The sequence below is a fragment of the Rugosimonospora acidiphila genome, from assembly GCF_039543385.1.
Taxonomy (GTDB): domain Bacteria; phylum Actinomycetota; class Actinomycetes; order Mycobacteriales; family Micromonosporaceae; genus Rugosimonospora; species Rugosimonospora acidiphila.
Map to the genome: position 1 here is coordinate 1 of NZ_BAABJQ010000062.1, position 10,980 is coordinate 10,980.

Below are 10,980 nucleotides of genomic sequence, written 5' to 3' on the forward strand. Positions count from 1 at the left end.
TCGCACCGGCCGCCAGGGCTCCAGCGAACAGCATGGTTACCTCGGACGGGATCGGGATACACGCCGACTCGGCGAGCATCAGGATGAATACCGCGAGGTACCCGAAGGTGACAATGAAGTGCTGCACACCGATACCCTACAACGCGTAGTGTTGACGTGTGGGTGCGAGTGCAGACGCCGTCTCGCAACTCCCGGTCGAAGCTATTCACACCGGCCGGCTTGGCCACGACCCGCACCACAGCGGACGCTGCGCCGTGGTCGGCGTAGCGCTCAGGCCGGCGCTCGTCCCACGCTGCGTCTGCCCAGGCGGCGCACCGGCCGTCCGTGCGGCTGTTTAGCGGCAGATCGATGCCAGTGGTGCCCGTGCGGCGGCGACGCCGAGTGGAACAAGACCGAAGCACGCCTCGATGGTGCGCAGCAGCGTGTAATGGTCGATCCGGTCGCTTGCCCGGGCCGGGGCGACACCCTGTCCCGCGATGATCGTCGGGATGATGTTCGCCCCGACGGAGTCGTCCTCGTCAAATGTGACGATCAGCAGGCTGTGATGGGTCTGCGCCCAGGTCGCGTATCCGCTCAGATGGTCGGCGAACCAGCGGTTTCCGGTCGCGATCGAGCAGTCGTGCATGTCGTCGCACAGGTCAGGTGCGACGAACGCCACGGATGGGAGCTGGTTGAAGTCGGATGGGAACGCCGTGTATGGCTGGCTCACCGTCGCGGGCAAATCTGCGAAATCGGTCCACGGCGCGTGCTTGCGCGCGTACCTGCCTTCGCCGCACCCGAGGAAGCCGCTGTGCGGTAAGGCCTCGGCGTACCCGGTGAAGGTCCGGCCGGCGTCGAGCAGTTGTCGGGCGAGGTTCATCGTGGTGAAGGTGTGAGGGCAGGAGTCGTCGGTTACCCCTTGCGTGCTGCCGGAAAACAGGGCGAGGTAGTTCGGTTGGCTCGGGTGGGTGATCGCGTACGAGTGGGCGTAGAGCACGCCCTGCCGGGCTACGGCATCGAAAGCCGGTGCCTTCCCCGTACCGATGATCTGCCCGATCCCCTTGTTTTCGAAGACCACCACGACGACGTGCTCGGGGATTCGATCGGCGGGCGGCGGCGTGGTGGACGCTACCGGCCGGGCCGGCGCCACGGTTGGCAGTGGTGTGCCGGCGGGCGAACCGCAGGCGCTCGTCGTGAGCATGACGACCCCTGCCGCGACCGTCCCCAGCCATCGTCGCAGCCGGCCGGGTCCGTTCGTGAGCCCGAGGATGCTCAGGCGGCCCGGGCTGCTTTTCCTGAGGGAGTCGTCCCGGGCCGCATTGGACGCCCTTCGCCGGTTGGCCTCGACGGGCAGTGCGTCAGTGCTGAGTAGATAGGCGGTGCCACCCGTTTCCGTGATCTCCTTGCGCGGCGTGCGGAGGGTGCGCTCGGCGGCTGTTGCGTCGGGCAGCCCGGCCGTGGAGTTCTGCGGATAGATCGCTGCCGGCCCCTTGACCCGCCGCCACACACTGGTGCGCAGCAGCCGGGCCGGTTCGGGCAGGACCCGGTGCACCAGCAGCAACCAACGCCGGGCTTTCGATCCGTCATCTGTAGACGCGGACTCGCAGGCGACCCGGGATTCAGTCATGGCGGGGGCTCGGTGTATTCACCACGCCAGCCTACGGTGATTCGCCTCTGACCCACCGCACCGCCCGGAAACGCCGTCAGCTCCCAACGTCGGGACTTCTGGTGCCCCGCGGTGTGCCCGCCCACGCCGACACTTGGCTGACGGCCCGGTCGTTTCAGATCAGGGCGGTGGCCTGCCCGGGCGGGTCCTGATCGGGCATGGGCCACGCGGCCGACCCGGCCGGGCTCAGCGGCAGGGGACGGCGTGGCTCGCGTACGCCGGCACCACCCGGCGGTGCGGATCCGTCCCCGCGCGGCCCGGCCGGTATCCGCCGGTCCAGTCGCATCCCGTGTCCAAGCCAGGCCGCCAGGAGCAGACCGGTCACGAGTACTGACGTGCCGAGGTGCCCGGTGGCCGTACCCGCACCCAGCGCGGCCGCGATCAGCACCACTGTCCCGGCCAGGACGGCGATCCGGCCCCGGTACACCAGCTGGCGATGGTGTGAGCGGAACACCACCCGTACCGGGCGGCCGGCCGACGGGCGGTAGCGCAGCCGCAGCCGTACCCGTCTACGCCGGGTCATCCCACCAGGGACGGCGCGCGACCCGGGTGCCCAGCGGCGGAGAGTCGCGACCCGGCGGTGCCCCTCGCACCGGGTCAGGCGGCCACGGCGGAGCCGTCGCGTCGCGGCTTGACGCCGGCCACGACGCCACAGCGCCCCGAGTTCGGCGGCGTGCTCGGTGCGCAGGCTGGTACCCGCGTCGGCGAGCACCGCCACCCAGAACCTCAGCCGGCTACCGCCGCCGACCTCGACCGCGTCGCGGTAGTGGTCGCCGAACGTCTGCACCATCTGCTCGCCGAACGCGCGCCGGTGCGCTGCCGGGTACAGCCGCACCAGCAGCCGGTACACCCGTTGCGCCCGTCGGCGGCGCCTCCCGCCGTGACAGTTCATGCCGATGCCAGCAGGTCTCGGTCGCGGGCAACAGCGACCACCTGGGCGTACCGCGCCAGTTCCCCACGGAGGGCGCGGTGCCCCTGCTCGGTCAGCTGGTAGTAGCGGCGGCGTTCGTCGTCGACATCGGGCGCCGGCCGCTGCTCGGTCTCCTCGATCAGCGCGTCGGCCAGCATCCGCTTGATCGACCCGTACAGCGTCCCGGTGCCCATACGCACTCGCCCCTGGCTGTCCTCGGCGACCTGCTTGGCGATCTCGTACCCGTGTTTATCTCCGCTGGCCAGCGCGAACAGGATGTGGAACACCGCCGGTGTCAACGGGGCCGGCGCCTGATCGTTTTCCATGCACCGAGCATACGTCCGTCACGGACGTATGGCTAGCGGGGTGGCCACACAGGCAGGCGTGCGAGTGGCGGCACAAACGGGCGGCGTGAGTGGGCCGATGGCACGCCCGGTGCGGCTGTACGCGGCGGCGTTCGGGCCTATCTGGGCTATCGGAATGAGATATCCGATGCGGTGCCCCAGCTGGAGACCCCGGCGGGGTCGTTCGTCTCCGGGATACCTGACCGGCCGACCTGGACCGTGCATCACGGCCAGCAGTTCGGTGTGCAGATCCGGCTCGATCCGCTCGGAGCGTTCTCGTTGTTCGGCGTGCCGATGCTCGAGTTGAGCAACCGGATCGTTGACTTGTCGGACCTGTTGGGCGCCGATGCCGAACGCTGGGCCGGGCGCCTGTCGGATGTCCAGCTAAGGCTTCGCTACGGCCGGCGGACGAGCATGCTGCGCGATCGACGTAGGGGCACCCCGGCGCCGGCCGGCACTCGGTACACGTGGTAACCGGCGACGTCGCTGACCGCGTACTGGATGCCGTTGCCGCGCAGATAGTCGACGAACGCGTTGTCGGTCACGGATCGAGCCGGGAACGCGTAGACCGGGTGCGGGTCGGCGTGCACGATTGCGGCCAGCGGCGGGTACTTGTCCTGGCCGGATTCCATGGTCGGCTCCAGCACCGCGCAGGCGATGCGCTCACGGGTGGCGTAGGCCAGCCGATTGCAGGTCCAGTAGTCGGCATACAGGTGGGGCGCTCCGGTGGCCTCCAGCGATCGGATCAGCGCAGCCTGACGAGTGGCCGCGGCTGCGATGGCATCCTTCCTGGTAACCAGCGCACCGGCGGCGTCAAGGCTGAGCGCCGCGAACGCCACGAGTGGGAGCAGAGCCAACACCGTGCCGGTCAGCCCGCGCGGGCCGGCGCCGCTCGGCGACCCGGAGCGGCGAGTAGCCACGAGTTGGCGAGCGGCCGCCCATAGCGGCCAGAGCGCCGCGGGGAGGGACACCAGCACGCAGGACAGGTACCGGGCACTTTCGATCGGGCTGATCGCCGCGGCCGATCCGCGAGAGTACGCTGCCACGCTGAACAGGGCGGCGGTGACCAGCGCGAGCCGGCCCCACTGGCGCGTCGGAACGCGATGACGGCGCACCGCGATCAGCGCCTGGCTGCCGGCCAGGACCAGAAGGAGCAGGAACGCGGGGCCCCACAGGCGTTCCGCGGCCGTGCAGTGGCTTGGGTGGCAGACACCCGTGGACAGCGGCACGCCGAGCATCACTCCGCCGAACAGCCGGGCAGCCAGCGATGTGGACGGACCCTGATTGAGGTGCCAGAACACCGTCAGAGAGCCCTCGCCCGGTGCGGCGGTGACGTTGTAGGCGATCAGTGGTACCGCGCCGGCCAGTAGCCCGGCGGCCAGCCAGAGCCAGTCTCTGCCCAGGCGTGCTCGGCCGGTGCGGTCACGGATGAGCAGGACGGTCAGGGCCGTCGCGAGGTACGGCACGATCAGCCAATCCACCCACAGCATCAGGCCGGCTATCAGCCCCCAGCCGAGGCAGGCCAGCGTTCGCCGCCGGGAACGCTCGGAGGCGAGGCTGATCGCGATCAGCAGGAGCGCCGCGGCGACAGGCTTGATTTCCGCCGTGCGCCCGTGGGCGATCAGCTGATCCTTCAGGACGCGGTCGGAGCCGATGGCCAGCAGCCCGACGCTGAACGTGGCGAACCAGGGTGAATACAGGCGGGTGACCAGCCGGTACATCAGCGGCAGGAAGGCGGCGTAGAGCAGCAGCTCGGGTATCCGCAGCGCGAGGGTGGTCGTGCCGAGCAGCGCCACGAACGGTACCGCGAGGTATGCCTCAAGAACGCCCATGTAGTGCTGGCCATACATGTAAATGGGGACATCGCGGCCCTGTATGACGTGAAGCGCGGCAAGCCCCATGGTCGCCTCGTCGCTGTCGGTGGGCGGCACCTGCGCGACGATCAGCCAAGTCCGGTAGCCGATCCCCGCGACGGCGAGAACCGTGGCGACGGCAGCTGGACTGACAAAAATAGGACAAATCGATGTATCGTGAGCGCGCGGCATTGCACGTCGCCATGACTTTTCTCCCCGTGAGGATCGGTTGACGCTTCAACCCAGGCAGCTGGCGCGGGACGGGCCGCGGCCCCGGGTGGTGGCCCCTGCGATGCTGGTATGCGGTCAGCCGTCAGGCTGGCGGTGCGGCATAGGTCCAGTCGGTACCGTTACCGGACAGCCAGCTGCCGCTCTGGTTGGGCCAGCCCGACTGCGCGTAGCCGCCGGGTACCGCGACCGCCGCGGCGCCTGGCCCGACCGTTACTGCTTTCAGCGTCCGGCCCTGGTCGGTGCTCTGGTACATGCGCGGATGGTCCGCCGCCTGGTCGCCGACCTGAATCGTCAGCGTCCCGTCCGGCCGCAGGGCTGCGTAGAGGCGACGCGGGTCCGACCCGATGCGTACCTGGCCGGCCGCGCGCTGCCAGGTCTTCCCCCCGTCGGCAGTGCGGTAGATCTGCAACATCCCGTGGGCCTGCCCGACCGCGTACGCGGTGTGCCCGTCGGCGGTGGCGATCACGGCCCCCGGGTCCTGGTCGCCCCCGCTGATGGTCTCCGGCAGGGTGTACTGCTGCCAGGCTCGGCCACCATCGTGGCTCACCTCTATGACGCTGCCGGTGAATGTCACCGCCCCGTCGGTGCTCCGCGGATCGCTGGAGGCGAGCGACGCGCCGGTCAGCCACAGCCCGGCCGAGGCCGGCAACCCGCCCAGGGCCCGGCCCCCTGGCAGTTGGCGCGGTGCGAGCTGCGCGAGGTCGCCGGTGACCGGATTGGCAGCGAGCACGGCTACGCCGCTCGCACCCTCGAAATCCTGCCCCAGAATCTGCCAGCTGGCGGGAAGGGCCGCGACGGTGGAAACGTTGCCCTGCCGCCAATTCTGCCCACCATCGCTCGTGCTCAGCCAGCGCTGAGTAGCTTGGGCACCAGACGTCTGGTACCACGCGAGCACGGTCCGTGGAGCCACGACGAACAATTCGACCAGCGCATCGTGTGGCACCGGAAGCGGCGACCTGGTCCAATCCGTTCCCGCGTCTGCGGTCGCGGCGAACATCACGGTGCAGTCCGCCTTACGGCAGTCGTTGTAGTTCACGTACAGGTGGTTCAGATCGCCCGCCTGTACGGCGCCCATCCTGATGTCGTGCCCGCTGCCTCCGGCCGGTGAATGCGAGGGCTGCCCCGGCGGGATGAAGGGCGGAGTGACAATGGATTTCACCCCGGGCATCCCCCCGGCCAGGCCTTCCGACGACTGTCCCGCGACGCCCTTCACCCCGACTCCGGTCGCGACCGCGGCGACCGCGAGGGCGGTGCCGGCCAGCCGCAGCTGCCGGCGCCGGCGCCGGCGCAGGGAACGGTGGGCGACGTCGACGAAATCTGTCTTGAACGCGGCCTGGCTGGTCGAGCGCAGTCCGGAAAAATCGAAATCAGGCACAGATGATCCCCTTGTTCGAGGCCAGGACGACCCTCTCGGGCGGGTCCGGCGGCAGTTCGTCGTCGAGGGCGACGGCGAGGGCGCGCCGGCCTCGCGCCAGCCGAGTCTTGATGGCATCGACGGAGCAGCCCTCGATCTCGGCGACCTCCTTGACCGGCAGGTCGGCGATGTGGTGCAGCACCAGCGCCTTGCGGATCGCGACCGGCAGCCGCTGCAGCGCGCGCACCAGCGCGACGTGATCAGGCGACAGGGATGGTTCGTGGGCACCGGCCGGGTGCAGCAGGCCGGTGCGCGCGAGCCGGTCGAACACCAGGCGCCGGCGATGGCGGGACCGCGCCAGGTTCAACGCCACGGTACGCAGCCACGCCTCGGGGTTGTCGACGCGGCGCAGCCACCCCGGCGCGGCCAGCGCGCGGGCGAACGCCTCCTGCACGACGTCTTGGGCCTCCAGGAAGTCGCCCGTCATCGCGTACACCTGCGCCATCAGCCGGCTCGCCGACGCTGCGTAGACCTCCCGCATCCCCTCGCGCTCGTCCACACGCATCCCTTCGTCGGTAATCCCTCACCTCGTACGACGCGCCGGTGCGCCATCCGGTGACACACCTTCGTGTACCCCGTCCGGATGGTGGGACCTGGGGTGGCATGGAGAAATTGCGACTCCGGGCGTCGACTCGGGGCGGTCGGCGGCGAACCGCGGCCCGCCGCTGTCTGAGTGGTCGCGGAGTTTGCGCTGACGCGGCACTCGGTGGGTCGCCGCCCAGCGGGTCAGCGGTGGCGACGTGCGCGACCGTCAAAGCACCGCGGCTTCCTGGCCAAGGTCCGTCGTCGACGCATCGCGCTCGACAAAGTGGCTCGTCACGACTGAGAAAGGCCCGCCACCCCACCCTGGACGACACACCATAGACGCCAAGATGGCGGCGCCCCACGAAACCGCCTCCACCATAATGGCGTCGAGAGTGGAACGCCCGCCAAAACGATCAGCCGCTATAGCAGCGGGATCGACGCCGACAGCGTCGGACCCAGTTGGGTCTTGGTTCGTGTTGCTCGGACACGTTAACCCCCACGGATCCGCTTCATGATCAGCTTGGGCGTGCACCGTTTCTGCGTCTGGGCGGTAGGACAGTCGTAGGCCGAGCTGCTTGTAGACCTCGGCCTTGTCGGCGGTGTCGGCTTCGTGAAGGACGGCCCGGCCGCTCGGCTTGGTACTCGACTCCAGCGGACCCGGGCGGGCGGCGGCCGTGGCCGGGAGGCGTCGCGGCCGCCGCGCCTTCCTCGCCGTCAGGGGCAGGTGACCAGGACGATGGAGATGACGGTGCAGGTCTTACGCGAGCTGTCATTGCCGAAGTTGGGGTCGGCGGGGGCGGAGGTGGTGCGCACACCAGTGACCGTCACGTTTCCCAGCGAGAAGAGGCTCAGCGGGACGCGGAATGTCTTGTCGGTGCTGGCGCCGTTGGCGAGGGGTCCGTAGGTGCAGGTCACCTTGGTCGTTGTGGTGGTGCACCCCGCGGACAGGTTGGTGGCGGTGGCGCCGGTCGGCAGGGTGGCGGTGAGGGTGGCGGAAGTGACCGTGCCGGGCCCGTTGTTGTGGGCCGTGAGGGTGTAGTTCAGGTAGGGGACCAGGATGCCGAGGTGCGGCTGCGCGGTGAGGTGTACGTCGATGTCGGCGGGCGGGATCACGTAGGTGTACTGGTCCGCGCTGCTGGTGGCGCTGGTACCGCCGGGGGTGGTGACCTGGACGTCCACGGTCCCCGCGGCGTGGGCGGGGGCGGTGGCGGTGCAGGCCGTCGCGGTGCAGGACACGGTGGTCGCGGGGGTGCCGCCGAAGGTGACCGCGGTGGTGCCGTTCAGGTCCGTGCCGGTGATCGTGACCACGGTCCCGCCGCCTGTCGGGCCGGTGGCCGGGGCCACGGCCGCGACGGCGGGGGCGGGGATGGTGTGCAGGGTGAGGTAGCGGGCGCCGGTCACGCCGGTTGCGGCGGTGGTGACGGCGTTGGTGGTCGTGTTGACAGCGTAGATGTTGCCGGGCGCGGAACCGCTCGGATCGACCTGGTCGACGACGTAGGCGGTGGTCCCGGTGGAGTTGACCTGTACGTCGGAGGGACTTCCGAGGGAGCCGATAAAGGCGGTAACGGTGCCGGTGGCGGTGTCGATGACCGACACGCCGCCCGCGACGGCGGAGGTCGCGTAGAGCGTGGTGCCGTCGGGGGTGATCGCCAGGCTGATGCTGGTCGGCACGGGGATGGAGGCGGTGACGGTGTTGGTGGCGGTGTCGATCTTGGCCACGGTTCCGCCGGCGCCGGTCGCGACGTAGACCGCGCTGCCCGCTGGGTCGGTGACCACGCCGAACGGGACGCTGGGCATCGGCACGGTGGCGGTGACCGTGGCGGTGGCGATGTCGACCACGCTCAGGGCGTTGGGACTGAACGCCGTGACGTAGGCGGTGGTCCCGGCCGGGTTCAGGGCGATGCCCTCGAGGATCCCGGCCACCGGGACGGTGGCGGTCACCGTGTCGGTGGCCGTGTCGGTGAACGTGACGTTGTGACCCCCCGAGTTGGCGACGTAGGCGGCCGTGCCGGCGGCGTTCAGCGCGATGCCGACGGGGATGCCGTCGAGCGGGATCGTCGCGTTGACCGCCGCGGTAGCGGTGTCGATGACGGCGACGGTGTTCGGAATGGTGGTCGCGGCGTATACGGCGGTGCCCGCCGCGTTGACCGCCACGTCCTGGGTGAAGCCGCCGACCGGGACGGAGGCCGTCACCGTGCCGGTGGCGGTGTCGACCACCGAGACGGCGCCCCCAGCGAAGTTGGTCACGTACGCCGTCGTGGTGCCGGGCGGGACTGCGGCGGCCGGAGCAGCCGCCAACGTCACCAGGCCGACCGCAGCCAGCGCACCGGCCGCGGCCAGCGCGGTCAGCCGTCGTCGGCAACGGGAGCGGTCGGAGGCCGAACGGGTGGGTGATCTCATCGGCATTCCCCTTCTTGACAGCTTCGCCTCCGGCATGGCGGCGACCGGAGGCCCCTCGCATCCGCACCGGCGCATCCGCACCGGCGCATCCGCACCGGCGCATCCGCACCGGCGCATCCGCACCGGCGCATCCGCACCGGCGCATCCGCACCGGCGCATCCGCACCGGCGCATCCGCACCGGCGCGGCCGTACCGGTACGGCGGATCCCTTACGCCGGACACAGCGGGCGGGCAGAACACCTCTACATCGACGTGAGTGGACCCCAGGACGCATTCTGGCATCCCCCTACACGCCCTGCGTATTCACTCACCTCAATTAATTCGCGCACGCCGTTGTGTCACGTTCCGAGGAGTTGGCCCACTGTCGGTCCGGTGGAGGTAGCAGCGCGGGGTTGATGCCGGCGGCGGGAGCCGAGCACCGCAGTTCGCGCAGTGTCGGACATGGATCGTCCAGCAGTACCCGATCCGACAGGTCCAGTGCCCATTGCCGGCCGGGGCGCCCATCGGCGATCGCATCCCCGCCGCGCTGGGCGACCAGGCGTACCAGGCGATGGAACTGGGCGGAGCGCCGGCTAGTGACGAGGCCGGCGGATCCGGCGAGCGCGGGAGTCGTTGTGGTCGGCGTCGGAGCTGGACGCGGTGGCCTTCGATTGCACCCGGTCGCGGCTGTGCTCGCATGCTCGGTGAGTCCGACCATCGTGGACCTCAACCATCGATCACTGACAAATAATTTACGGCGCGGGCTACCGGATTGTTGTTAGAGTCGCCGCGGCGCGTGTCTGGCGGGAATCGTACGGTCGCTAGCGGTTATCGAGGCAGTCGTGTGGCCGCGGTCGGCGTCTTGCCTTGAGCGGACCGGGGAGGTAGTGCGGCCTGACGAATCCGCGCAGCGAAGTGCTTGCGGTCGGAATGATCGGGGATCTGCTCGCCATAGCCCCAAGCCTAGGGGTGTTCGCGGCCGATACGCACAAGGGCCCCAGTGGCATTTGTTGCCTGCTAACGATCGAGAACCTGACGTTTTCTCTGCTCACGGTCGGCGCTCGTGTGAGCGCTGTGATTTCTGTCGTCGGCGGCTCTGCAAGTTCATCGTCAGCATCGGGCAAGCTGGTTGGGGTAGCGTTCATGTTAAGAGCCTTCGCGGGTCTCGCCCTCGTGGCCGTCGGTCTGGCGTTCCTTATTTCGCGTGAGCCCGGCGATGGACCCCTCTTCGCATTCGTCGGCGTCGGCCAGGTTGTGTGTGGCGCGCTGATCGCGATTGATGAAGCGGTCCGCTGGTCCCGTAGCCGGAAGCGTCAGTAGCCCGGTGCCTTCGCAGAGGTGATGCGACTACCTCGGCAACATGCCACGGCGGAATTCGCCACCGGCGTCCTTGATGTCGAGCCGGCAGCGACGCTCTCGCCCGAGACACCCCTGCCCGCCACCCGCGGCTCGCGACAGACGCTGTCGCCCTCTCGAGGTCGGGGGCAGCCACGCCATCTACGGATCCCGGCCGGACGCCGTCGCCGCTCTCATTCCATCGGTGGCCACATGGGGTGTCCATGGCTACGGCACCGTCCATAGCTGGTTGTCCGCACCCCAGCAGTCCCACATCTGTAGGGGGGTGCCGTCGGTGGTGTTGTTGTTGGTGGCGTCTAGGCAGCGTCCAGAGGAGGGGTTGA

10 protein-coding genes and 1 pseudogene are annotated in these 10,980 nt (G+C 69.6%); 2 read left to right on the forward strand and 9 right to left on the reverse strand.

What is annotated here, in order from left to right:
• Positions 1-334: 334 nt before the first annotated feature.
• The 7 genes from ABEA87_RS41870 to ABEA87_RS41900 all read right to left on the reverse strand — a co-directional run bounded on the left by ABEA87_RS41870 (position 335) and on the right by ABEA87_RS41900 (position 9,322).
• Positions 335-1,606 (reverse strand): alkaline phosphatase family protein, encoded by a 1,272-nt coding sequence (locus ABEA87_RS41870; protein ID WP_345639362.1) that lies wholly within the window; start codon positions 1,604-1,606, stop codon positions 335-337.
• Positions 1,607-1,760: 154 nt separating this feature from the next.
• Entirely contained in the window at positions 1,761-2,495 is a 735-nt protein-coding gene (locus tag ABEA87_RS41875) for a hypothetical protein (RefSeq protein ID WP_345639363.1), read from the reverse strand.
• A 38-nt stretch (positions 2,496-2,533) separates the two neighbouring features.
• Positions 2,534-2,881, reverse strand: coding sequence for a PadR family transcriptional regulator (locus tag ABEA87_RS41880; protein WP_345639364.1), 348 nt, complete (start codon positions 2,879-2,881; stop codon positions 2,534-2,536).
• Between the two features lie 413 nt (positions 2,882-3,294).
• Positions 3,295-4,830, reverse strand: coding sequence for an ArnT family glycosyltransferase (locus ABEA87_RS41885; RefSeq protein ID WP_345639366.1), 1,536 nt, complete (start codon positions 4,828-4,830; stop codon positions 3,295-3,297).
• Positions 4,831-5,065: 235 nt separating this feature from the next.
• A complete protein-coding gene (locus ABEA87_RS41890; RefSeq protein WP_345639367.1) occupies positions 5,066-6,358 on the reverse strand; it encodes a WD40/YVTN/BNR-like repeat-containing protein in 1,293 nt (430 codons plus the stop codon).
• A complete protein-coding gene (locus tag ABEA87_RS41895) occupies positions 6,351-6,902 on the reverse strand; it encodes a sigma-70 family RNA polymerase sigma factor (protein WP_345639368.1) in 552 nt (183 codons plus the stop codon). Before ABEA87_RS41895 ends, ABEA87_RS41890 begins: the two co-directional genes overlap by 8 nt.
• Before the next feature lie 734 nt (positions 6,903-7,636).
• Positions 7,637-9,322, reverse strand: coding sequence for an IPT/TIG domain-containing protein (locus ABEA87_RS41900; protein ID WP_345639369.1), 1,686 nt, complete (start codon positions 9,320-9,322; stop codon positions 7,637-7,639).
• On the opposite strand from ABEA87_RS41900, the gene ABEA87_RS41905 reads away from it, so the two are divergent.
• Positions 9,309-9,578, forward strand: a complete 270-nt coding sequence (locus tag ABEA87_RS41905; protein ID WP_345639370.1) for a hypothetical protein — start codon at positions 9,309-9,311, stop codon at positions 9,576-9,578. The two genes, ABEA87_RS41900 and ABEA87_RS41905, sit on opposite strands and share 14 nt — an antisense overlap.
• Before the next feature lie 195 nt (positions 9,579-9,773).
• Here ABEA87_RS41905 and ABEA87_RS41910 read toward each other — a convergent pair.
• Positions 9,774-9,881, reverse strand: a pseudogene (locus tag ABEA87_RS41910) (IS5/IS1182 family transposase); the annotation flags it as partial.
• A 350-nt stretch (positions 9,882-10,231) separates the two neighbouring features.
• Between ABEA87_RS41910 and ABEA87_RS41915 the strand changes: the two are divergent.
• Positions 10,232-10,621, forward strand: coding sequence for a hypothetical protein (locus tag ABEA87_RS41915; RefSeq protein ID WP_345639371.1), 390 nt, complete (start codon positions 10,232-10,234; stop codon positions 10,619-10,621).
• A gap of 243 nt (positions 10,622-10,864) precedes the next feature.
• On the opposite strand, the gene ABEA87_RS41920 is transcribed toward ABEA87_RS41915, so the two are convergent.
• Positions 10,865-10,980, reverse strand: a 116-nt coding sequence (locus tag ABEA87_RS41920) for an RICIN domain-containing protein (protein ID WP_345639372.1), incomplete at its 5' end; no start/stop codon positions are given.